General features: G+C 66.6%; 18 protein-coding genes and 5 tRNA genes. 9 read left to right on the top strand and 14 right to left on the bottom strand.

Annotated elements, in window-relative coordinates; genetic code table 11:
* Positions 1-50 precede the first annotated feature (50 nt).
* Complete coding sequence (locus GWK18_RS03150) at positions 51-827, top strand: IclR family transcriptional regulator (RefSeq protein ID WP_233568764.1); 777 nt, start codon at positions 51-53, stop codon at positions 825-827.
* A 90-nt stretch (positions 828-917) separates the two neighbouring features.
* On the opposite strand, the gene GWK18_RS03145 is transcribed toward GWK18_RS03150, so the two are convergent.
* From GWK18_RS03145 to metG, 10 genes are all read right to left on the bottom strand, one after another.
* A complete protein-coding gene (locus tag GWK18_RS03145; RefSeq protein ID WP_348535817.1) occupies positions 918-2597 on the bottom strand; it encodes a GTPase in 1680 nt (559 codons plus the stop codon).
* A complete protein-coding gene (locus GWK18_RS03140; RefSeq protein WP_166833144.1) occupies positions 2594-4498 on the bottom strand; it encodes a dynamin family protein in 1905 nt (634 codons plus the stop codon). Before GWK18_RS03140 ends, GWK18_RS03145 begins: the two co-directional genes overlap by 4 nt.
* 253 nt (positions 4499-4751) lie before the next feature.
* Positions 4752-4824 (bottom strand) — tRNA-Glu (locus GWK18_RS03135).
* Between the two features lie 114 nt (positions 4825-4938).
* Positions 4939-5011: transfer RNA gene (locus GWK18_RS03130), tRNA-Glu, on the bottom strand.
* 1 nt (position 5012) lies between these two features.
* Positions 5013-5084 (bottom strand) — tRNA-Gln (locus GWK18_RS03125).
* Positions 5085-5199: 115 nt separating this feature from the next.
* The gene (gene gltX, locus GWK18_RS03120) at positions 5200-6816 is read right to left on the bottom strand and encodes a glutamate--tRNA ligase (protein WP_166833142.1); all 1617 of its coding nucleotides are present in this window, start codon (positions 6814-6816) and stop codon (positions 5200-5202) included.
* Positions 6817-6861: 45 nt separating this feature from the next.
* A complete protein-coding gene (locus GWK18_RS03115; RefSeq protein ID WP_123825193.1) occupies positions 6862-7638 on the bottom strand; it encodes a fumarylacetoacetate hydrolase family protein in 777 nt (258 codons plus the stop codon).
* A 44-nt stretch (positions 7639-7682) separates the two neighbouring features.
* Positions 7683-8831 (bottom strand): branched-chain amino acid aminotransferase, encoded by a 1149-nt coding sequence (locus GWK18_RS03110; RefSeq protein ID WP_166833140.1) that lies wholly within the window; start codon positions 8829-8831, stop codon positions 7683-7685.
* An 83-nt stretch (positions 8832-8914) separates the two neighbouring features.
* Positions 8915-10045, bottom strand: a complete 1131-nt coding sequence (locus tag GWK18_RS03105; RefSeq protein WP_123825195.1) for a 3-isopropylmalate dehydrogenase — start codon at positions 10043-10045, stop codon at positions 8915-8917.
* A 100-nt stretch (positions 10046-10145) separates the two neighbouring features.
* The gene (metG, locus tag GWK18_RS03100) at positions 10146-11726 is read right to left on the bottom strand and encodes a methionine--tRNA ligase (protein ID WP_348535816.1); all 1581 of its coding nucleotides are present in this window, start codon (positions 11724-11726) and stop codon (positions 10146-10148) included.
* A 133-nt stretch (positions 11727-11859) separates the two neighbouring features.
* Between metG and GWK18_RS03095 the strand changes: the two genes are divergently transcribed.
* Positions 11860-12567, top strand: a complete 708-nt coding sequence (locus GWK18_RS03095; RefSeq protein WP_123825197.1) for an AIM24 family protein — start codon at positions 11860-11862, stop codon at positions 12565-12567.
* Positions 12568-12737: 170 nt separating this feature from the next.
* Here the strand turns inward: GWK18_RS03095 and ilvC are convergent, their stop codons facing one another.
* The 3 genes from ilvC to GWK18_RS03080 all read right to left on the bottom strand — a co-directional run bounded on the left by ilvC (position 12738) and on the right by GWK18_RS03080 (position 16276).
* Positions 12738-13766 (bottom strand): ketol-acid reductoisomerase, encoded by a 1029-nt coding sequence (ilvC, locus tag GWK18_RS03090; RefSeq protein ID WP_166833136.1) that lies wholly within the window; start codon positions 13764-13766, stop codon positions 12738-12740.
* Between the two features lie 99 nt (positions 13767-13865).
* Entirely contained in the window at positions 13866-14375 is a 510-nt protein-coding gene (gene ilvN / locus GWK18_RS03085) for an acetolactate synthase small subunit (RefSeq protein WP_166833134.1), read from the bottom strand.
* Positions 14372-16276: an acetolactate synthase large subunit gene (locus GWK18_RS03080; RefSeq protein ID WP_166833132.1), complete on the bottom strand. Its 1905-nt coding sequence runs from the start codon at positions 16274-16276 to the stop codon at positions 14372-14374. Before GWK18_RS03080 ends, ilvN begins: the two co-directional genes overlap by 4 nt.
* Before the next feature lie 612 nt (positions 16277-16888).
* Here GWK18_RS03080 and GWK18_RS03075 point away from each other — a divergent pair.
* A tRNA-Lys gene (locus GWK18_RS03075) sits at positions 16889-16964 on the top strand.
* Between the two features lie 157 nt (positions 16965-17121).
* Here the strand turns inward: GWK18_RS03075 and GWK18_RS03070 are convergent.
* Positions 17122-17649: a MarR family transcriptional regulator gene (locus GWK18_RS03070; RefSeq protein ID WP_123825201.1), complete on the bottom strand. Its 528-nt coding sequence runs from the start codon at positions 17647-17649 to the stop codon at positions 17122-17124.
* A 201-nt stretch (positions 17650-17850) separates the two neighbouring features.
* Between GWK18_RS03070 and bcp the strand changes: the two genes are divergently transcribed.
* The 6 genes from bcp (at position 17851) to GWK18_RS03040 (ending at position 23798) form a co-directional block, all read left to right on the top strand.
* Entirely contained in the window at positions 17851-18324 is a 474-nt protein-coding gene (gene bcp, locus GWK18_RS03065) for a thioredoxin-dependent thiol peroxidase (protein WP_166833130.1), read from the top strand.
* 57 nt (positions 18325-18381) lie between these two features.
* Positions 18382-18461, top strand: a tRNA-Leu gene (locus GWK18_RS03060).
* Between the two features lie 53 nt (positions 18462-18514).
* A complete protein-coding gene (locus GWK18_RS03055; RefSeq protein ID WP_166833128.1) occupies positions 18515-20137 on the top strand; it encodes an ABC transporter substrate-binding protein in 1623 nt (540 codons plus the stop codon).
* 123 nt (positions 20138-20260) lie between these two features.
* Positions 20261-21745: a malate:quinone oxidoreductase gene (locus tag GWK18_RS03050; RefSeq protein WP_166833126.1), complete on the top strand. Its 1485-nt coding sequence runs from the start codon at positions 20261-20263 to the stop codon at positions 21743-21745.
* Between the two features lie 262 nt (positions 21746-22007).
* A complete protein-coding gene (locus tag GWK18_RS03045; protein WP_233568779.1) occupies positions 22008-22439 on the top strand; it encodes a MarR family transcriptional regulator in 432 nt (143 codons plus the stop codon).
* A 189-nt stretch (positions 22440-22628) separates the two neighbouring features.
* Positions 22629-23798: a YihY/virulence factor BrkB family protein gene (locus GWK18_RS03040; RefSeq protein ID WP_348535815.1), complete on the top strand. Its 1170-nt coding sequence runs from the start codon at positions 22629-22631 to the stop codon at positions 23796-23798.
* Positions 23799-23802: the final 4 nt, after the last annotated feature.

Genomic DNA, 23802 nt, shown 5'->3' with positions numbered 1-23802 from the left:
CGCCACAACTTTCGTACACTTCTCGAATACTGAGACGCTAATATCAACACATGGACATCATCGGCCGTAAGCCACCCGCCACGGAGATCGATCAGCAGGACCCGGAGTCCTCGTTCTCACCGAGCGGGGTGGGAGTGATCGACAAGGCCTCGCTGATCCTCGACCTCCTGGAGGCGGGTCCGGCGTCGCTCTCCCAACTGGTCTCGGCCACGGGCATCTCGCGCCCGACCGTGCACCGCCTGGCCTCCGCCCTGGCGCACCACCGTCTCCTGGGGCGCGACATCCAAGGTCGGTTCGTCCTGGGTTCCCGCCTGGTCGAACTCGCCTCCGCCGCCGGTGAGGACCGGCTCATCGCCGCGGCTGGAGCCGTCCTGGTGCAGCTCCGCGACGCCACGGGTGAGTCCTCCCAGATCTTCCGGCGGCAGGGCGAATGGCGCGTCTGCGTCGCCTCCTCCGAACGCCCCATCGGCCTGCGGGACACCATTCCCGTGGGCACCCAGTTGTCCATGAAGGCCGGTTCCGCCGCGCAGGTCCTGGTGGCCTGGGAGGACCACGACCGTCTGCTGGAGGGGCTCAACGGCGCCCGCTTCACCGCGACCATGCTCGCCGGTGTACGACGCCGCGGCTGGGCCCAGTCGATCGGCGAACGCGAGTCAGGGATCGCCTCCGTGTCTGCCCCAGTCCGAGGCCCCGGAGGACGCGTGATCGCCGCCGTGTCCATTTCGGGGCCGATCGAACGACTCACGCGGCAACCGGGGCGCCAGCACGCCGAGACCGTGGTCACCGCGGCCCGGCAGCTCACCCAGGCGATCCGCCCCGGCACCTGACACGCCGGCCCACCGCCCCGAACACGAACCGCCCGCGGCGTTCCTTTCGGAACAGCGCGGGCGGTTTCAGGCTCTACCGGGGAACGCCGGTCACTTGAGCGCGGAGGCCTGTTCGAGTGCCCGTCCGACCTTGTCGTGGAGACTCAGCTCCTCCTCCACGGGGACCACCACGTTGTCGTTGGCGGCAACGGCGATCTGCTCCCGGAGTCGCTTGGACACCCGCTTGGCCCGCCAGGTTCCGCCCCACCGGGCGAAGATCGCACCGAGCAGGCCGATCACGATGCCGACGACCAGCCCCGTGACCACCAACAGTGTCGGCACGGGAATGTCGGTCCCCTCGACCGTCGGCGGTGCCGGGACCGGAACCTGCAGGTACTGCAACGCGAACAGCCCGGTGAGCCACAACAGACCGGCCACGGCCGTCAGCAGGGCCAGCCACTGCAGTACGTCCAGCGGGATCCACCACCAGGACTTGGAGCCGCGGCGCAGATCCGTGTGGGCCAGAGCCTGGTCCAGGGCGTCCGGCAGCGTGTCCTGCCGTGACCGGGCAGCCTCCCGGATCGAGCGTTCCCAGGCGGGAGAGGACCCCTCGGCCACCTCGTCGGCGAAGTGACGGACCGCGGTGTCGGCTGCCGCACGTTGCGCGGCCGACATCGGCGGCAGGGAACTACGGCGCAGTGAGGGGTCCCTGGCATCGTCGTCGAGGTCCTGGAGGTGCAGCCGCCGCAGGGGGTCCTTGCGGAAGCCGCTGACCCACCGCACAGGAAGCCACCCGGTCCGTTTGCCGGCGTTGAGCACGTAGGAGCGGCGGGCGGCCTGGGCGATGCCGTCGGCGTTGGCGGCGCGCACCAGGCCCTCGGTGAGCCCGTCGCGGGCAAACGGCGTGACGCCCGTCGGCTGCCCGGTTCCGTGCGAGGTTCGCAACCGTTCGACGGACCCTTCGAGATCCGCCGACAGGCGCGCAGCGGCGGCCTCCTTGCCTTCGACCACCTCGGTGATCCGGGCCCGGACCGCTCCGATCCCGGCGCCGGTGGCGGCAGAGGTCGCGATGGGCGCCGCGCGTCCGGAGGCCTCGAGTCCGTCCTCCTTGAGCAGCTGCCGCAGGGAACTCAACACCGACTGCACTTGTTCGGAGGAGAGCCGATCGGCCTGGTTCAGCACCACCAGCGTCACAGCGGCGTGCCGGGACAGCGGGGCGATGAAGTCGTCGTGGAGGACGGCATCCGCGTACTTCTGCGGGTCCACGACCCACACGACGACGTCGACCATCCCCACCAGTCGTTCGGCGATGGCGCGGTGCTCCCGTGCCACGGAGTCGACGTCCGGGAGGTCGAGCAGCACCAGACCGGCCGGGACCTCCGTCCACAGCCCGGCCACCCCGGTGGACCACGGAGAGTCCTGGGAGTCGTCGAGCACGTAGCGCGATTCGATGCCCAGCCAGTCGAGCAGCGGGTCGGCCCCCTCCGGGCTGGCCAGGACGGCCAGCGGCGAGGTCGTGGTCGGGCGCCGGACGGCGGCCTGCGCCACCGGGCGGCCGACCACGGCGTTCATGAGCGAGGACTTGCCGGAACCGGTGGCCCCGAAGAAACCGACGACGGTGTGGTCGGCCGACAGCGAGCGTCGGGTCACGGCGCGCTGCAGGACGTCGTCGGCACCGTTGACGGCGTCGTCGTCCAGTCTGCCGCGTCCGGCGTCGACCGCGTCGCGCAATCCGACAAGTCGCTGATCGATGTTGAACGTCTGGGTCTTCTTACGGCCGAGCCGGATCACAGCTGGTCTCCCGTGGTCTTCACGCGGTTGGCGGCCTCGCGGACGACGCCGGAGGACGGATCGGTCAGGATCTCGAGGCGTTCCAGCCACGGGTCTTCGAGCGACTGCACGAATTCACGCAATCGCTTCTCCAGGCTACGGCGCGCCTTGTCCGCCATGCGTCGCACACCGTCCTCGCCGAAGACCGCCTCAAGCAGCTTGGTGCCCACCACACCCGATGCCCCAGCGATGCCAATCTCGGCACCCGTGAGCCCGGCGGACATGGAGAACACGGTGACCATGAGGGCCACGGTCACCACGTTGAGGCCGAGGGACAGCACCCGGGCCTGGGTGCGTTTACCCGCACCCTCCTGCTGGATCAGTTCCATGACATCGCCCTGCCAGGCACGAATCACGGCCGCCGAGCGCTCTTGGGCATCATCGGGCAGCCGACCCAGGTCCTCGTCACCGAGCAACGAGCGTCCGGCCCGTTCGGAACGCCAACGGCGCTGTGTGTTCTCCCCGGCCTTGGCCAACTCCTCGACGATGACCGCCTGCAGGCCCGTCTCGAGCGCCTGCTCGACCTGAACCTCCGGCGCCGGTTTGCCGCGCAGGGCCGCGCCGATCCGGTCACGCAATCGGCCGATCTGGGCCTCCAGGCCGCGGAAGAACTCCCCGGTCCCCACGAAGTCCTGCCAGCGGGCCAGCACCTCGTCGCGCAGCAAGGATCCGTCCTTGGTGGAGGCGATGATCTCCTGCAGGGCGCGCTCGTGTGCCTCCACGACGTCGGCGCGAAGCTGTCCGGCGACGGATTCCTGCTCGGCGACGTCGTCGGCGATGTCCACACCGCGGTCAGCCACCTGCCGCAGTGCACCGCCCACGGTGCGTCGGGCCACCTCGGCGCGGGCCGCCGAGTCCGCGGCCAGGTCCGCCAGCCAGGTGCGCAGCCGGTCCACGGTCCCGGTGGGCAGCATGCCCGCGGCGTTCAGCGGGGCCTCCGGAATGACGAACACCGGGGCCTCCCCGAGGCCGTGCTCCGTGAGCATCCGCTGGAGGTCGGGAAGGATCTCGTCGGCCACCCCGTCGGGAACACGGTCGAGCACGACGGCGACGGTGATGTCCCGTCGCCCGGCCTCGACCAGCAGTTCCCACGGAACGGCGTCGGCGTAGCGATTCGCGGTGGTGGTGAACAGCCACAGGTCGGCGGCCGCCAGGAGCTGGGCGGCCAGGCGGCGGTTTTCCTCGGAGACCGAGTCGATGTCGGGGGCGTCGAGCAGGGCGATGCCCCGCTCCATCCCCGAATCGGCCAGCAGCACCAGGCTGTGGGTGGGTTCCGCGGCGTTGGTGCGAGTGTCCCCTCCGGTGCTTTCCGGGCCTTCGCCCGACGACGCGCCACCGGCGCCCACGGACCCGGTCAGTTGGCCGCGCACACGGGCCAGGTGCGGGAGCACACGGGTGCCTTCGAAGGCGGCCCCGTCCAGCGGGTGATGGATGAGCATGGGCTGCCGGGTGGTCGGACGGACCGCGCCGGCGCGGGTCACGGGACGACCCACCAATGCGTTGACCAGGGTGGACTTGCCCGCACCGGTGGAACCGCCCACGACGGCCAGAAGCGGGGCATCCAAGGACTTCACACGAGGAAGGACGTAGTCCTCGATCTGCGCCAGGGTGCGTCGGACGACGTCTCGACCGGATTCGGCCCCAGACGTCTCCAACGGCAGGTGTGTTTGCCTGAGCAGGCCACGCAGATCGTCCACCGCAAGGGCGGTGGCCTCCGCGGCACCCAGGTGCGATCGCCCGAGCTCCCGGTCGGGCTGCTCTGCCTGCGTGGGGAGGTCGTCGCCGATCGGACGGGTGCCGTCGTCGGGACGTTCGGTCTGTGGAGTCTCGGAACTGGCCTCTTCGGATCTGCCCCAGGGCATGCCCGCAGGGGCCGAGGACGTCGGCGTGCTCTGGCCGTCCGTCGGACCGGACGATCGGTCGGCGTCGGACTCATGATCGGATGTGCTCACAGGCTTCATCATGCCCCATGCCCTCCCCGTGGGCCGGGAGATCACCCGGCCGACATGGGCCGCCACGGTTCTGGAGTCAGGTCCCGTGGGAGGCCGCCGAACAGGGCCGGGAACGACCAATGCCCCGGAGCCCGTCATGGGCGTCCGAGGCATTCGGCAGGTGTGACCCCAACCGGATTCGAACCGGTGTTGCCGCCGTGAGAGGGCGGAGTACTAGGCCGCTATACGATGGGGCCGCGGCTGCCCGGCGCACGCCGGGCATGTGGTGGTTGAACCACCGGAACACGCCTTTCGGCGTGCTTTCAGCAGAATTTCCCCACCGCTGATGCGGTGAGGAAATGTAAGCGGAGTGACCCCAACCGGATTCGAACCGGTGTTGCCGCCGTGAGAGGGCGGAGTACTAGGCCGCTATACGATGGGGCCGCTGGGGTACCAGGACTCGAACCTAGAATGACGGTACCAGAAACCGTTGTGTTGCCAATTACACCATACCCCACTGCGCACGTCGTACCGGAGGTCGGAACCTCGCCGGCCGCGCGCAACGAGCTAAGACTATACCCGTCACTGCGGGGCCCGGCAAATCTCCGGGCCCCGCAGTGACGGGCGGCTCGTCAGCCGATCATCCCGGCCAGGCGGTCGAGGCGCGCGAGCGTGGACTGCCGGCCCAGAATCTCCATGGACTCGAACAGCGGCGGAGAGATCTGCTGTCCGGAGACCGCCACCCGGGCCGGGCCGAAGGCCAGGCGGGGCTTGATCTCCATCTCCTCCACCAGGACCTGACGCAATGCTGCCTGGATGGGCTCTGCCATGAAGTCCTCGAGGTTCGCGAGTGCTCCGCGAGTGGCGGCCAACACTTCGCCTGCGTTGTCCTTGAGCTTGGACACGGCCTTGTCGTCGTACTCGAGGGACTCGTCGCTGACGAACAGGAAACGCAGCAACCCCACAGCATCTCCCAGCAGGTCCATGCGGGTGTGCACCAACGGCGCCGCCTGGTCCAGGATTTCGTTCTCCCGGGCAGTGAGTTCCTCGCCCAGCACGCCCCCGGCCTGCAGGTAGGGCACCAGGCGATCACGAAAGTCCTGCGGGTCCAGGCGACGGATGTGGTCACCGTTGATGGCCGTGGCCTTCTTGAGGTCGAAGCGCGCGGGATTGGCCAACACGTCGTGCACATCGAAGGCGGCCACGAACTCGTCCTGGGTGAAGACGTCTTGATCGGCCGACAGGGACCAGCCGAGCAACGCCAGGTAGTTCAGCAGGCCCTCCGGGATGAAGCCCGCGTCCCGAAGATTGAACAGGCTCGATTCGGGGTCGCGCTTGGAGAGCTTCTTGTTGCCCTCCCCCATGACGTACGGCAGGTGACCGAATTCGGGCACGCGCTCGGCGACGCCGATGGCCACCAGGGCACGGTACAGGGCGATCTGTCGGGGTGTGGAGGAGAGCAGGTCCTCGCCGCGCAGCACGTGGGTGATCCGCATGAGCGCGTCGTCCACGGGGTTGACCAGGGTGTACAGCGGCTTGCCGTTGGCTCGCACGACGACGAAGTCCGGCACGGAACCGGCCGCGAAGGTGATCTCCCCGCGGACCAGGTCGTTGAAGACGATGGCTTCGTCCGGCATGCGCAGGCGCAGCACGGGTTCACGGCCTTCGGCGCGGAACGCTGCGATCTGTTCTGCGGACAGCTCCCGGTCGAAGTTGTCGTAGCCCAGCTTGGGGTCGCGTCCGGCATCACGGTGGCGCTGTTCGACCTCTTCGGGGGTCGAGTAGGACTCGTAGATCGCCCCGGCGTCCTTGAGCTTGGCGATGACGTCCTGGTAGATCTCGCCACGCTGGGACTGGCGGTACGGTTCGTGCGGGCCACCGACCGTCACGCCCTCGTCCCACGTGATGCCCAGCCAACCCAGGCCGTCCAGGAGCTGTTCGAAGGACTCCTCGGAGTCGCGGGCGGCGTCGGTGTCCTCGATCCGGAACACGAGCTTGCCGCCGGTGTGGCGCGCGTAGGCCCAGTTGAACAGCGCGGTGCGGATGAGCCCCACGTGCGGCGTGCCGGTGGGCGACGGGCAGAAGCGCACACGCACGTCTGCCCCCGTGGCTTCTTCGGTACCCGCAGAAACCGCCGAAGCGGTCAGCGGCAGGTCTCTGGTCGACGCCGTGTCGACGGCGGCCGACTCAGGGGCAGCCGCATCGGAGGTCAGGTCTGTGGCGGGATCGGTCTGGGGTGTCTCAGTCATGATGGTCGCCATTCTATTGGCAGCCGCCGATCCCCCGAGCGGAGCTCAGCGCCGCAGGACGGTTGCGAGCTTCCCGATGCCTTCGATCTCCACGTCCAGACGGTCACCTTCGTCGACAGTTCCCACCCCGGCCGGGGTGCCTGTGAGCAACACGTCCCCGGGCAGCAGCGTGAAGGCGCTGGAGACGTAGGAGATCAGATCGGCCACGCCGAACACCATCTGGGAGGTGTTCCCGTCCTGCTTGAGGTCGTCGTTGACGAACGAGCGCACCTGGAGCTCGGAGGTGTCCAGCTCGGTCTCGATCCAGGGCCCCAGCGGGCACGCGCCGTCGAAGCCCTTGGCCCGGGCCCACTGGCCGTCCGTGCGCTGGGCGTCTCGCGCCGTCAGATCGTTGGCGCAGGTGTAACCGAAGACCACCTCGTCGACCTTGTCGACCGGAACGTCCTTGCAGATTCGGCCGATGACGACCGCCAGTTCGGCTTCGTAGGACACTTCTTCGGTCCACGACGGCAGGGTCACGGGGTCACCGGGACCCGTGACCGAGGTGTTGGGCTTGAAGAACAGCAAGGGGCTGGTGGGCAGTTCGTTGCCCATCTCCTTGGCGTGGTCGGCGTAGTTGCGGCCCACGCAGACGATCTTCGACCGCGGGATCACGGGGGCCAGGAGACGGATGTCCTCGAGCGCCCACGAGGTCCCCTCGACCGGTTGGATGCCGTTGAAGAACGGGTCACCGGCCAGGGGCACGACGCGCTCCTCGCCTTCCTCTCCCTGGACCAGGCCGTAGTGGATCTCGTCTTCTGCAGTGAAACGGGCGATACGCATGGGTCCAGGCTAGTGAATCCGACGGCGGGGGCGAACCAAGCCGGTCAGGCAAGGCGCGTGAGCCATCCGTGGCGGTCTTCGCCACGACCCGTCTGGATGTCCAGCAGCTCCTTGCGCAAGGACATGGTGACCTCGCCCGGCTCTGCGTCCTCGGGTCCGATGGTCTCCTGTGCGCTGATCAGACGACCGACCGGGGAGATCACGGCGGCCGTTCCACACGCGAAGACCTCGGTCAGCTTCCCGGAGGCCACACCGTCGCGCCATTCCCCCAGGGTGAAGGCCCGCTCCTCGACCGTCATACCCCGGTCCTTGGCCAGCTGGATGATGGAATCGCGGGTCACGCCCTCGAGGATCGTTCCCGTCAGTTCGGGGGTGACCAGGCTGCCGTCGTCGAACACGAAGAAGACGTTCATGCCGCCGAGTTCCTCGATGGCCTCGTCCCTGTCGGGGTCGGTGAAGATGACCTGCTGGCAGCCGTGGGCATCGCCCTCCATCTGCGCGATGAGGGACGCGGCGTAGTTGCCGCCGCACTTCGCGGCACCGGTGCCGCCACGGCCCGCCCGGGCCCAGTGCTCGGACAACCAGATGTCCACGGCCTTCGCCTCGCCGAAGTAGTTCCCGGCCGGGGAGGCGATCACGGAGTAGAGCACCTCGCGGGAGGGCCGCACGCCCAAGAACGTCTCGTTGGCGATCATGAAGGGCCGCAGGTAGAGCGACTGCCCTTCCCCGTCGGGCACCCAGTCACGATCCTGTTCGACCAGCGTGCGCAAGGAGTCCAGGAACAGGTCCTCGGGCAGAGCGGGCAACGCCATGCGTTCGGCCGAACGGTTGAGCCGGGCCGCGTTCTTCTCCGGGCGGAAGGTCCAAACCGAGCCGTCGTCGTGCCGGTAGGCCTTGAGACCTTCGAAGATCTCCTGACCGTAATGAAGGACGGCCGCCGCCGGGTCCAGGGCGAGCGGGCCGTACGGGACCAGGGTCGGCTGCTGCCACTGCCCGGTGCCCTGTTCGATGTTCCCCGTCCACTGGATCTGGATCATATGGTCGGTGAAGTACTGGCCGAAGCCCGGATTCGCCAGGATCGCGTCCCGACGTGCCGAAGTCGCCGGGGCGGGGTTCAGGGTCTTGACGAACTCCCGGGAATCGACCTCGGCGGTGCTGGTCGAGGGGGCTGTGGAAGACGGTTCGTGAGTCATGTGCATCGGGTCCTCGGGAAAAGTTCGGAGCTGCGCCCCGTCGGTTGTGCTGCGGCCGGGCGCTACGGCACGGCAGTGGCGGTTCAGGCCTGAAGCGCGGCGACGATCGCGTCGCCGATCTTGGCGGTGGACCTGGCCTGGACACCGTTGACCTCCAGGTCATGACGCACCGCGCCACGGATCTGCTCGGCCTGCTCGGGGTGACCGAGGTGCTCGAGCATCATGGCCCCGGCCAGGATGGTGGCCACGGGGTTGGCCTTCTGTTGCCCCGCAATGTCCGGGGCGGAGCCGTGCACCGGTTCGAACATGGACGGCGCCGTACGGTCCGCATTGATGTTCCCACACGGTGCCAGGCCGATCCCGCCCGTGATGGCTCCGGCAAGGTCGGTGATGATGTCACCGAAAAGGTTGTCCGTGACCAGGACGTCGAACCGGGACGGGTCCGTGGTCATGAAGATCGTCACCGCGTCCACGTGCAGGTAGTCGACCGTGACGTCCGGGTACTCGGCCGCCATGGCATTGACGGTCCGCTGGTAGAGGTGACCGGCATTGACCAGGACGTTGTGTTTGTGCACCAGGGTGAGCTTCTTGCGCTCGCGGGAGTTGGCCAGTTCGAAGGCGAACCGCACCAGACGCCGCACCCCGTGGGCCGTGTTCAGCGAAACCTCGGTGGCGATCTCCTGGTCCGTGCCTTGGCGCAGCACCCCACCGTTACCCGCGTACGGCCCCTCGGTACCTTCGCGGACGACGACGAAGTCGACCTCCCCGGGATCGCGCAACGGCGAAACCGTGCCGGGAAACAGCTCGGAGGGTCGAAGGTTCACGTAGTGGTCGAGGCTGAAACGCAACTTGAGCAGGATGTCACGCTCGATCAGCCCCGAAGGGATCCGGGTGTCCCCGGGAGCGGCCCCCACCGCGCCGAACAGGATGGCGTCCTGATCACGGATCTCCTCGAGAGTCTCCTCGGGCAGGGTCTGGCCCGTGGCCAGCCAGTGTTCGGCGCCGAGGGGGAAGGACTTCTTCTCGAGGGCGATACCCGCGGGCACACATGCCGCTTCCAAGACCTTCTCGGCCTCGGCCACGACCTCCGGTCCGATGCCGTCTCCGGGGATGACCGCGATCCGATGGGTCGTGGACACCCCTGCGCCTTCTGGCGACGTCCCGGCTGCGGGTTCCGAGGCTTCCGGGGGTGCGGGAGATGTGGGCTCGCTCATGCTCACAACCTTAGGACCGCTCGTGACGGCTGTCCCACATGTCAAAAGATCATCTCACTATCTGGACCAGTCGGGAGCCAGGGACCTCGCCCCGGAATGCTCACCCCTGGAGGGCAGCCGGCTCCTCGTAACGCGGGAACACTGGCGTGGGCTTCGGCAGGGCCGTGCCCACCACGATGCGTTCGGAGATGTCCGCGATCTGGCGGCGGTCCTCGGGCTGCCCCAGGACATCCAGGAGCTTTTCCGCGGACGTGGGCATGACGGGCTGCACCAACAGCGCCACCACGCGCACCACTTCCAGGGTGGTCCACAGGACGGTCTGCATCCGGGCCGGATCGGTCTTGCGCAGAACCCAGGGCTCCTGGGCCGTGAAGTAGCGGTTGCAGTCGGCGACCACGCGCCAGATGGCCTCGAGCGCTCGATGGAACTGGAGTCCGTCGAAGGCTTCCCGGACGGGCCCCAGCAGGTCGTGGGCGGCGTCCAGGATGGCGCGGTCGGCCTCCGTCAGCTCACCCATGTCCGGCACGGCCCCGTCGCAGTTCTTGGCCACCATGGACAAAGACCGCTGGGCCAGGTTCCCCAGGTCGTTGGCAAGATCCGCGTTGATCCGCGAGACGATGCCGTCGTGCGAATAGGAGCCGTCCTGCCCGAACGAGACTTCGCGCAGGAGGAAGAAGCGCACCTGATCCAGCCCATACTCACCGATGAGCGCGTGCGGGTCGATCACGTTGCCCACGGACTTCGACATCTTCTCGCCCTGGTTGTAGAGGAACCCGTGGGCGAAGACCTTGCGCGGCAACTCCAGTCCGGCCGACCACAGGAACGCCGGCCAGTACACGGAGTGGAAGCGGGCGATGTCCTTGCCGATCACGTGGACGTCGGCCGGCCAGTAGCGGGTGAAGGCGTCGTCGTCCGTGGCCGGGAAACCCACGCCGGTGAGGTAGTTGGTCAGGGCATCCACCCACACGTACATGACGTGTTCGGGGTCCCCGGGCACGGGAACCCCCCAGTCGAAGGTCGTCCGGGAAATGGAGAGGTCACGCAATCCGGAACGGACGAACTCGGCGATCTCGTTGCGCCGTGTCTCCGGGTACAGGAACCCCTCCCGCTCGTAGAACTCCAGCAGCCGGTCCTGGTAGGCCGAGAGTCGGAAGAAGTAGGAGGCCTCCTCCGTCCAGGTCAGCTCGGTCCCGGTCTCCTTGGAGTAGCGCAGCCCGTCGACACGGACCTCGGTTTCGTCCTCGCCGTAGAACGCCTCGTCACGCACCGAGTACCACCCGGAGTACGAGTCCAGGTAGATGTCCCCGTTGGCCTCCATCCGTTCCCAGATCGCTTGCGAGGCCACGGTGTGGTCGTCGTCGGTGGTGCGGATGAAGCGGTCGTAGGACACGCCGAGTGCGTCGTCCATGGCCTTGAACGCGGCGGCATTGCGGTCGGCCAGTTCCTTGGGGCTGATGCCTTCCTTCTCCGCGGTCTGCTGCATCTTCTGACCGTGCTCGTCCGTGCCGGTCATGAACCGGACGTCGTACCCGTCCAGTCGCTTGAAGCGCGCCAGGGTGTCCGTGGCGATGGCCTCGTAGGCGTGTCCGATGTGAGGGGCGCCGTTGGGATAGGAGATCGCGGTGGTCACGTAGAACGTGGGGCGGGCATCGGTCTCGGTTGCGGTTACCTCGGAAGTCACGCGCCCCATCGTAGCGTCGAGAGCAACGCGCGAATCCCACCGGCGTCATGGATTTACATTTGCAATCGGACGTGCCAAGCTGGCACCGTCGGAACTCTCCCGGCCCGGTCCGGGCCCTCCTGAAAGGATCCTCATGCGCAGCGAACTCTTCGCCCCCGAACACATGGAACGCCAGACCCAGGACCAGTGGGCGCTTCAGTCCAAGAAGATGCTCCGGGTCAACATGACGCAGGACATCATCGCCACGAAGGGCGCCATGGTCGCCTACCAGGGTCAGATGTCGTTCAAGCACGAAGGCTCGGGCTCCGTGGGGAAGTTCCTCAAGAAGGCACTGACCAACGAGGACGCACCCATGATGCGCGTCTCCGGCCAGGGTGAGGTCTTCTTCGCCCGCCAGAGCCGCTTCATCTTCCTGCTGTTGCTGGAAGGCGAAGCCATCACGGTCAACTCATCCTCGCTGCTGGCCTTCGATTCGTCCCTGAGCTGGGACATCCGTCGCGTCCAGGGCGCGGGCATGCTCGCCGGTGGCCTGTTCAACCTGGAACTCTCCGGCCACGGATACGTGGCGGTCTGTTCCGACGGCGACCCCATGGTCCTGGACGCCTCACAGCAACCGACCTTCGTGGATCCCCAGGCGGCCGTGTGCTGGTCGGCCAACCTGGCTCCGTCCATCAAGAACGACTTCAACTTCTCCGGAATGTTCCGCGGGGGCTCCGGTGAAGCCTTCCAGCTGGCCTTCCACGGCCCCGGGTTCGTGGTCGTGCAGCCCTCGGAGGGCACCCCCGTGGTCGGGGCTTCCTCGTCCGGCAGCTCGGGGGGCCTCGGCAGCCTCCTGAGCTGATCCGGCCGGGTCTCCCCGACCCCAAGAACGACGGCGCCCCGCCCACCTGATCAGGTGAGCGGGGCGCCGTCGTCGTGAAACCTCAGTCAGGGAAGACGGGAAGATCTGAACCGAGTACTCCACGCAAACTCAGTGGCACATGATGTGCCTGCTCAACGCCGAGCGGGGGCTCAGCGGGCAGCGGTTCCTTCAGTGTAGTCGGAATCCGAGTCAGTCCAAACGAAAAGTTTCCGCAGTTCGCGACCGGTTGCCTCGATCGGGTGGCCCTCCTCCTTCTCGCGGAGCTGCTTGAACTCGGGAGCTCCGGCGTCCTGGTCCTCCATGAACCGGCGGGCGAAGGTGCCGTCCTGGATGTCGGAAAGCACGGCCTTCATGTTCTCCTTGACGGACGGGTCGATCACGCGCGGGCCGGAGACGTAGTCGCCGTACTCGGCGGTGTCGGAGATGGACCACCGCTGCTTGGAGATGCCGCCCTCGACCATCAGGTCGACGATCAGCTTGAGTTCGTGCAGGACCTCGAAGTAGGCGATCTCCGGCTGGTAGCCGGCCTCGGTCAGGGTCTCGAAGCCGTACTGGACCAGGTGGGACATGCCACCGCACAGGACGGCCTGCTCGCCGAACAGGTCGGACTCGGTCTCCTCCGTGAAGGTGGTCTTGATGACGCCGGCGCGGGTACCGCCGATGGCCTTCGCGTAGGACAGGGCGATTTCCTGGGCTTTTCCGGAGGCGTCCACCTCGACGGCGACCAGGCAGGGAACGCCACGACCGGCCTCGTACTCGCGGCGCACGGTGTGCCCGGGACCCTTGGGGGCAACCATGGCGACGTCGACGCCCTGCGGGGCCTCGATGTAGCCGAAGCGGATGTTCAGCCCATGGGCGAACAGCAGGATGTCGCCGTCCTTGAGGTTCGGCTGGATCGCGTCCGCGTAGACCGTGCGCTGGACCTGGTCCGGGGTCAGGATCATGATCACGTCGGCCTCGGCCGCGGCCTCGGCGACGGTCTTGACGATCAGGCCTTCGGCCTCCGCCTTGGCCCGGGAGGAGGAGCCCTCCGACAGGCCCACACGGACGTCGACACCGGAATCTCGCAGGTTGAGGGCGTGGGCGTGGCCCTGGGAGCCGTAACCGATCACGGCGACCTTGCGGCCCTGGATGATTGAGAGGTCTGCGTCGTCTTCGTAGAAGATCTCAGCTGCCATGGGGATGTGTCTCCTTAGTGCTGCAGTTGCTCGACCTGCCCACTGCAGGTCGTGGTGTGTGGTGAGAAGTACGAGGTGCCCGGGCCCGGGGCGAGCGGCTCAGTGCCGCAGCGCCCGGTCGGACATCGACTTGGGGCCACGTCCGAGCGCCAGCGTACCGGCCCGGACGATCTCTCGAACGCCGAATGGCTCAAGGACCTCGAGTAAGGCCTTGAGTTTCTCCGTGGCCCCCGTGGCTTCGATGACGACCGAGTCGGTGGAGACGTCGACGATCGAGGCTCTGAACAGGTCCGCGGCCTGGGTGACCTGAAGCCGGGTTGCGGCGTCGGCGCGGACCTTGATCATGATGTGTTCGCGTTGCACCGAGGTCTCCGGTGCCAACTCCACGATCTTGATCACGTGAATGAGCTTGTTGAGCTGCTTGGTGACCTGTTCCAGGGCTTCGCCGTCGGCGTCGACGACGACCGTGATGCGGGACAGGCCGGGAACTTCGGTGTTTCCCACGGCAAGCTGGTCGATGTTGAAGGCGCGGCGGGCGAACAGGCCGGCCACACGGGTCAGGACGCCCGGTTTGTCCTCGACCAGCACAGAAAGGGTGTGGCGGCTCATGCCCCTGCTCCTTCGTCTTCTCCGACCCACTCGGGGGTCATGTTGTGGGCGATCTGGATCTGGTCGTTGGACACACCCGAGGGCACCATGGGCCACACCATGGCGTCGGCCGAGACCACGAAGTCGATGACCACGGGGCGGTCGTTGACTTCGAGTGCCGCCTTGATGGTGGCTTCCACGTCCTCCTCGCGCTCACAGCGGAAGGTTGCGCAGCCGTAGGCGTCACCGAGCTTCACGAAGTCCGGGATCCGAACGGTGTCGTGGCCCGTGTTCAGGTGGGTGTGGGAGTAGCGGCCGTCGTAGAACAGCGTCTGCCACTGGCGCACCATGCCCAACGACGAATTGTTGATCACCGCGACCTTGATCGGAATGTTGTTCAGGGCGCAGGTCGCCAGTTCCTGGTTGGTCATCTGGAAGCAGCCGTCGCCGTCGATGGCCCACACGACCCGGTCCGGCTGACTCACCTTGGCGCCCATGGCCGCCGGGACGGCGAAGCCCATGGTTCCCAGACCCGCCGAGTTGATCCACTGGCGCGGACGCTCGTGCTTGACGAACTGTGCGGACCACATCTGGTGCTGTCCCACGCCGGCCACGTAACAGGCCTCGGGACCGGTGAGTTCGGAGAGCTTCTGGATCACGTACTGCGGCGCCAGCAGCCCGTCCTCGGTGGGAGTCCATCCCAGCGGATAGGAATCGCGCAGGCCGCTGAGCACGCGCCACCAGGCGGACAGGTCGGGCGTACCGGCCTCCTCCGTCTCCGCCCGGAAGGCTTCCGTGAGTTCGGGAATGATCGAGGCCAGGTCGCCCACGATCGGCACGTCGGCGGTGCGGTTCTTGGAGATCTCCGCGGGGTCGACGTCGGCGTGGATCACTTTGGCACCCGGAGCGAAGGTGCTGAGCACGCCCGTGACACGGTCGTCGAAGCGAGCCCCGAGCGTGATGAGCAGATCCGCCTGTTGCATCGCGTACACGGCCGGGACGGTGCCATGCATCCCGGGCATGCCCAGGTGCTGGTCATGGGAATCGGGGAACACTCCCCTGGCGGTCAGCGTGGTCACCACGGGGGCGCCCGTGGCCGTCGCCAACTCGAGCAGGGAGTCGGCCGCATCGGCCTTGACCGCACCCCCACCGACGTAGAGAACGGGACGCTGGGCCTGCGCCATGAGACGAGCCGCTTCACGGATCTGCTTGGAGTGGCCCCGAGCCACCGGACGGTACCCCGGAAGGTCGAGCACGGGCGGCCAGGAGAACTCCATCTGACCCACCTGGGCGTCCTTGGCGATGTCCACCAACACGGGGCCCGGACGCCCGGTGGCGGCGAGATGGAAGGCCTCGGCCAGGACTCGCGGGATGTCCTGCGACTTGGTCACCAGATACGAGTGTTTGGTGATGGGCATGGTCATGCCCACGATGTCCGCCTCCTGGAAGGCGTCGGAGCCGATCAGGGTGGAGGCCACCTGACCGGTGATGGCCACCATGGGCACCGAGTCCATGTTCGCGTCGGCCAGCGCTGTCACGAGGTTGGTGGCACCCGGTCCCGAGGTCGCGATGCACACCCCCACCTTCCCGGAAGCCAATGCGTAGCCCTGCGCGGCGTGTCCGGCACCCTGTTCGTGCCGGACCAGGATGTGATTGATGGTCTCCGTCTCGAGCAGCGGGTCGTAGGTCGGGAGAATGGCCCCGCCGGGAAGACCGAAGACGTCCGTGACACCGAGTTCCTCGAGGGAACGGATGACGGCCTGCGAACCGGTCATCGACACCGGTTCCACGACGTTCTGGTCTCCGGGGACCTCCGGAACGACGACGCCCGAGGCTTCGCCGGCGGCACGCCGCTCGGCGGAGGACGTGCCGGTCCGCTTGTTGGCCATCAGTGCCGGGCTGATGGGTTGTCCCTTACTCATCTCGCGTCCTTCAATTCAATCGATTCCATCGATACTGGCCGGTCGCATCCGCAAGGCCGGGCAAGGGGGTCGCTCCCGCGCCGTCCGTGCCCGCTCGAGGATCCATGGTTGTGGTGCACTCGCCCCGCCGTCGTCCGCGGTGTGGGTCAGACACGAAGAAGGCCCCGGCCGCCTGGTGGAGCGGCTTTCGGGGCCCGGTGCGCGTGCGGTGTACGGCGTCAGGCCCGTCGTCCGACGAGGACGACCGGCTCTACTACGACATCGAGAATCTCGCCGACGATCTTGTCGACGGGCGCCTCTGCCTCAACCGTGATGCACTGCATGAGTTCATGGTCCGCCGCTACGGGACCCGTGTCAAACAGCGGTCAGCGTGTTTCACATCGTGAGACAACCCACATTTCCCGTCTCGAATGGACCTCCGCGGACCGACATCGTAGAGTATCGGCTCGTTGTCCGGCCCAGACGGTCTGCGTACAACATTCCGGCACCGCCAGAAGGTCCACGGGAATCGCCCTCCGGGTGATTCACCTGCGACCGGACGGCAGACGGAGGTGGCGAACAACCGCCCCGGAATGTGGTACTGTTTACCGCCGTGGCCAGCAGCCACGACATGCGCCTCTAGCTCAATTGGCAGAGCAGCTGACTCTTAATCAGCGGGTTCACGGTTCGAGTCCGTGGGGGCGCACCACACAGCTTGTGGCCCGCATCGACGTTTCGATGCGGGCCACAAGCTTTTTTTGCGTTCGGCGCCGGTCAGAATTGATGCCCGATGAAACAGAACCGCCCCGGGAAGCACCGAGCAGGAGCTTCGCGGGGCGTGACTCAGAACTGTGCGCGGAGGCAGATCAACGCGGGGCGATCTCCGGATCAACACCGACCATGGGCGTTTCCGAACTCGGCGCCGTGGAACCTCCGACTTCGTGGACCTCACCGTCGGAGTCCACCTTCAGCTTCCACCGGGTTCCGCCGAGCGTGGTGACGATGTGAGCCAGGGAGCGCCGCAACTGCTCGTCCGCAAGGGCACCGTCCCCCGTGAGATCTTCTTCCACACGCGTGGCCTCGGCCAGGACGCGACGCCCCTCTTCGGTGATGACGACGAGGTGGCTGCGTCGGTCATTGAGGTTCCGGCTCCGCGTCACGTGACCGTGGATTTCGAGGCGGTGCAGCGTCTTGCCCATGGTCTGGGCCTGGACGCGGACCTCTTGCGCGAGACGAGCCTGGGTCAGTCCGCCCTGTGCCTCCAGGACGTCGAGAGCCATGACACCGGCATGCGTGATCCCCAGCGAGGCGAGGCGTTCATTCCACGAATGTTCGACGAGGCGCGCCGCTGTGGACAAGAGCCGATTGGTGGGCCACTGGGAATTCTTGGGCATGACGTGATTATACCCATGACGAGGGAAACACTTGACTAAGGGTGCTTACACATTACAACGCACCGCTGCCGTACACCAGGGGTCACCGGGCGAGGCCTCGGAGGCGCACGGCTGATCACGAGCCATCGCGGTGTCCCCCCCGAGCAGGGCATGATGAATCAAGGACTCTGCAGGCAGAGTGCACGAAAGGAAAGGACTCCCATGCGCCACGCACTGACCCCGGGCCAGAAGGCTCCCGACTTCACCCTGACCGACCAGAGCGGTTCCCCTGTGTCGCTGTCCGATTTCGCCGGCACCAAGGTGATCGTCTACTTCTACCCCAAGGCCTCGACGCCCGGGTGCACCACTCAGGCCTGCGACTTCCGCGACAACCTGGCCAGCTTCACCTCGGACGGATACCGCGTGGTCGGCATTTCGCCGGACAGCCAGGCTGCCCTCCAGAAGTTCACGGACGCGCAGTCCCTCACCTTCCCGCTGCTGTCGGACCCCGACCACGCCGTTGCGGAGGCCTGGGGCGCCTGGGGCGAGAAGAAGAACTACGGACGGGTCTACGAGGGGCTCATCCGCTCCACTGTCGTCGTCGACGAGTCGGGTGCCGTGGAAGTCGCGCAGTACAACGTGCGGGCCAAGGGTCACGTGGCCAAGTTGCGCCGGGACCTCGGCCTGTCCGACTGAGGCGGCCCCGAGTTCTCGGTACAATCGTTCGGCCCCGCAGCACACCGCGGGGCCTACGCGCGAGTGGTGGAATTGGCAGACACGCAGGATTTAGGTTCCTGTGCTCCGGCGTGCGGGTTCAAGTCCCGCCTCGCGCACCGACGGGCCTCCGTGCCCGGTTCGTGAGGGAACCAGGAAGGGAGTTTGCGTGGTGAGCCGGTACTCCCGACGCGCTTTCCTGGCCGGAGCGACCGTGACGGTCCTGGCGGGCTGCGGCACTTCAGAGGGCTCCGACCCCGACAGCACCCCCTCACGCGAGGTGCCCGAGGCGCACTACGTGTTCGCCAATGCCGCCACGGCCCCGACGCTTGATCCGTCCCTCACGGACAACCTCGAGACCAACCGCATCGCCCGGCAGGTACTCGACGGTCTGGTCGCACCCGACCCGCTCACCGGAGACCCGACCGCCGCCTTGGCCACGGCCTGGCGCGCGTCCGAGGACGGGTTGAGTTGGGACTTCGCCCTGCGCGACGACGTCCTGTTCCACGACGGGTCCGCCTTCGACGCCGAAGCGGTCGTCCGTAACCTGGACCGCTGGGCCGCCGCCTCGGTGCGTGACACCTCGACCGGCCGACACAGCTTGTTCGATGCCGTTTTTCGTCGGGGAACACCCCACGGATCGGTCTATCGCGCCTGCGAGGCCGTGGATTCGCACAAGATCCGGATCCACCTCACCCGCCCCTACCCGGCGTTGCCCAAGGCCTTGACCCATCCCGCGTTCGGCATCGCGGCCCCCAATTGCATCAGTTCGGACTCCGTGGGTACCTCGCCTGTCGGGACCGGGCCCTTCAAGGTCCGGGAGGGCCTTGAAGCCGGTGCGGGTCAGCGACCCGGGCAGTCAGTGATTCTCGAGGTAGCCGACACGTACTGGGGCGAGTTGGGCCCTCTGGGAACCCTGGAGTTCGTGGCCATCCCGGACTCAGAGCTGCGCTACGTCGCACTGCGTACTGGACGAGTGGACGGATACGACCTCGTGGGGTTGGACGCCTTCGCCCCCCTGGCTCGGGAGGCCGTACAGGTGCTCCAGCGCGACCCCTACTCCGTGGCGTACCTGGGTATTCACGGTGGCTCTGGGCTGCTCAGCGACATCAACCTCCGGGAGGCCCTCATGGCCTCCGTGGACCGGCAGGCGATCGTCCGCGACCATTTCCCGGAGGGGACGACGATCGCACAGGAGTTCCTGCCCGCGCGGTTCAATGTCCCCGACGACGACCTCGGCTACCCCGGGTACAACCCCCAGCAGGCACGCGACCTGCTCAAGAAGTCGAAGTACGACGGGACACCGTTGCGCTTCCTGTATCCCACGGGCGCCTCCCGCCAATGGGCACTGGATCCGGAACGGCTCTACGCGGACATCTCCGCCTCCCTCGCCCGTTCGGGGTTCGAGATCACCCCGGTCCCCGTCCCGTGGAGCGTGTACGCGGAGACACTTCGCACCCGTTCGGAGGAGCACGACATGTTCCTGTTCGGTGCCGACGGCGGCTTCCGCGACCCGGACTACTTCGCCTCGACGCTGTTCAGTGCCCCCACCCCGGAGCTCGACCTGGATTCCGAGATGCTGCGCGACCTGGTGGATCAGGCGGCCCAGTCGTCGGATGGGGACGATCGGCAGGACCTGTACCGGCGGGTCAACCGCAGGGCGACGATGGAAAAGGCGGCCCTCCCGCTCGCGTTCCCCACCAGCGGCGTGGCCGTTGATTCCCGCACGGCATCCTTCCCTCTCAGCTCGACCGGATTCGAGGACTTCAACGCGATCCAGATCAACCAGGACTGATACCGGGAGCTCCATCCGGTCGGTGTGCACCGCGGGCGCAGCGAGGACTAACCTGTTGGTATTTATGTGCGCGGGACCGGGATCGCGAAGAAAGGCCCGCGCGAGACGACAGGAGAGCACGTAGTGAAGCACGCGACAACCACCGAGTCCACAGACGTACTGCTGGTGGGAGGCGGCATCATGTCGGCCACCTTGGGTGCCCTGCTCACCGAGCTGGAGCCGACCTGGAAGATCACCCTTGTCGAGCGCCTGGACGAGATCGGCAAGGAGAGTTCGGGCGTCTGGAACAACGCAGGCACGGGCCACTCCGCACTGTGCGAGTTGAACTACGCCCCCATGAAGGCCGACGGGACCGTTGGCACCGCCAAGGCCGTGACCATCAACGAGCAGTTCCAGACCTCCCGCCAGTTCTGGGCCACCATGGTTGAGGAAGGCAAGCTGGGCCGGGCCTCCGATTTCATCAACCCCGTCCCGCACATCTCGATGGTCTTCAACGACGATCACGTGCGTTACCTGAAGGCACGCCACGAGGCGTTCAAGCAGCACAAGCTTTTCGAACGCATGGAGTACTCCGAGGACCGTGACCAGCTGGCGCAGTGGGCTCCTTTGACCATGCGCGGCCGCGGCTCCGAATCCGTGGCGGCCACGTTCGCGCCGGAAGGCACTGACGTCAACTTCGGTGAACTCACCCGTCAGCTGGTCGCCCACATGTCGGCCAACGGTGCCGAGGTCCGCACCGGAACGCAGGTGAGCAACCTCAACAAGGAGTCGGACGGAACCTGGACCGCCCGCACCACCAATCGTTTGGATTCCGAGGACAGTCGGGAGATCCGGGCCAAGTTCGTCTTCGTCGGCGCGGGTGGCGGAGCACTGCCGTTGTTGCAGAAGTCAGGGATCCCTGAGATCAAGGGGTTCGGCGGCTTCCCCGTCTCCGGTCTCTGGTTGCGCAACACCAAGCCGCAGATCGCCGAACAACACAACGCAAAGGTCTACGGCCAGGCCTCCGTGGGCGCTCCCCCGATGTCCGTCCCGCACCTGGACACCCGGTTCGAGAACGGCAAGAAGTCGCTGTTGTTCGGCCCCTACGGCGGCTTCAAGCCGAACTTCCTCAAGCAGGGCTCGCTCTTCGACCTGCCGCGTTCCGTGCGCACCGACAACCTGTACCCCATGACCCGCGCGGGCCTGGCCAACCTGGATCTGGTCAAGTACCTGATCTCGGAGCTCATGAAGAACAAGGCACAGCGGGTCGAGGCGTTGCAGGAGTACTACCCCACGGCCGACGGCGACGACTGGGAGCTAGTTCACGCCGGTCAGCGCGTGCAGGTCATGCGCAAGGACAAGGAGAAGGGCGGCGTCCTCCAGTTCGGGACCGAGCTCATCACCGCCGAGGACGGGTCCATCGCCGGGCTGCTGGGTGCCTCCCCCGGAGCCTCGACCGCTGTGCCGATCATGCTGGACCTGTTGGCCAAGTGCTTCCCGCACCACAAGGGCACCTGGCAGTCCCGACTTACGGAACTGATCCCCGCCTACGGCCGCACGCTCGACGACGATCCGCGTCTGGCCGACGAGATCATGGGACACACCGGCGGAGTTCTGGGCATCAAGTGAGTTTCATGCACTGACCTCCAGGGGAAGTGCCCGTCACGTGCCGCACGAAGCAGTCATCGACGGCGACGCCGCACCGGCCGTCGCCGTCGATGCCCGTTTCCGGGCCCGAACGCGACTGATTTCCGCCCCCGGAGATCCCCTTGTGATGGTCTATGCCAATTCAACGAAATTGCCACACAATGGCGGACGACCAGGCCCGGCCAATCGGAATCACTTCGCTTACTATTGCTCCGTGCCCATCAGAGAAACCACAAATGACCCCGTGGAGACCTCCACGGCAGCCTGGGAAGCGCTGTACCGTGCACAGGTCACGGTGATGCGTCGGTTGCAGCGTCGCGAAGAATTCGCTGATCTCTCCATGCGCGAGTACGACGTCCTGTTCAACCTCTCCCGGGCAGATGACCGCGGAATCCGGTTGAACGAACTCAACGAGTACGTCCTGCTGACCCAGTCGAGCCTCTCCCGGATGCTGGAACGTCTCGAGTCCAAAGGCCTGGTCCACCGCTGGCAGGACCCCCAGGACCTGCGGGGCCTGCGGATCCGTCTGACCGAGGACGGTCATGACCTACAGGCGCGGATCGCTGAGCACTTCGACCGCCACGTGCACGAACTCATGGCCAACGGTCTGGACCCGGAGGAACTGCGGATCCTGACCCGTTTGTCCGACCGCTTACGGCAGAGCCTTCGAGACTGACCCGACAGCTTTTGCGCGTCACCCGCAACCTGGTCTGCATCGCCCAAGACCGGACGGCGTGATGTGGCACGTCCAGATGCCTCCCATCAGTAAACTGATGGGAGGCATCCTTCATGCTGTACACCACTCGTCGGTCCCCCATCGATGAGCAGCTGCGGGGTGACCCTGTCACACAGGAATGGAGACGACGTGTCCAAGAACACCCTTCGCGAAACCCTCGAGCGGGCGGAGGCACCCGCCACGGAGAGCAGGTCCAAACCCAACAGCCCCGGAGACGTCTCCAAGCGCTCCTGGATGTACGTCTTCAAGCGCGCACTGGCTGAGTTCACGCAGGACGGCTGCACGGACCTGGCAGCGTCCTTGACCTACTTCACCGTGCTGTCCGTCTTCCCCGGTCTGCTGGCCGTGGTGTCCCTGCTGGGTGTCTTCGGGCAGGGTGAGCAGACCACCAAGGCGATTACGGACTTCCTCTCCGGCAGGGTCCCGGCCGAACTCAACACGCTGCTGGAACCCACGATCAGTAACCTCGCCAGCTCGAGCGGAGCCGGCCTGGCCGCATTGATCATCGGTGTCGCATCCGGTCTGTGGACGGCATCGGGCTACGTCGGTGCGTTCTCCCGCGCCATGAACCGGGTCTACGACATCTCCGAAGGCCGCGGGTTCGTCAAACACAAGGCAACCATGCTGGGGGTGACTTTGTTCGTCGTCGTCAGCGTGGTCCTGGTCTTCCTCATGGTCCTCCTGTCCGGCGGGATCGCTCGATCGGTCGGTGACCTGATCGGTCTCGGCGAGACCAGCGTGATGGTGTGGAACATCGCCAAGTGGCCCGTGATCCTGTTGCTGCTGGTCCTGCTCGTGGCAGTGCTCTACTACTTCACGCCGAACGTCCAGCAGCCCAAGTTCAAGTGGGTCTCCCCGGGTGCGCTGTTCGCAATTGTCGGCGCGATCGTGGCCGGCGCGGCCTTCTCCGTCTATGCCACCCAATTCGCCTCCCAGACCTCGACATACGGGGTCATCGGTGGCGTGATCCTGGGCCTGTTGGGAATCTGGATCTTCAACAACGTCCTGCTGATGGGCGCTGAAATCGATGCCGAGATCCAGCGTGGCCGTGAACTCGAGGCGGGCATCCCGTCCGAGGAGATGCTTCACCTGCCTCCCAGAGACGTCAAGACGGTGACCAAGGCATTGACCAAGCACGAGAAGCTGGTCGAGGAAGGCCGCAAGGTCCGCCTGGCCAACGAGACCGTGGACTACCGCTCTCAGGGCAAGGACGGGGGGTCCGAGGGCCGCGCGGAGGTCGCCAATTTTGACGGTGACGCCAAGCAGGTCCTGGAACGCGAGCGGACCCGTACCCGCTGACGCA

The sequence above is a fragment of the Kocuria sp. JC486 genome, assembly GCF_011602805.1.
GTDB lineage: Bacteria > Actinomycetota > Actinomycetes > Actinomycetales > Micrococcaceae > Kocuria > Kocuria soli.
Note: the sequence above shows the minus strand (reverse complement) of the source record. Positions and strands in the feature narration are given on the sequence as shown.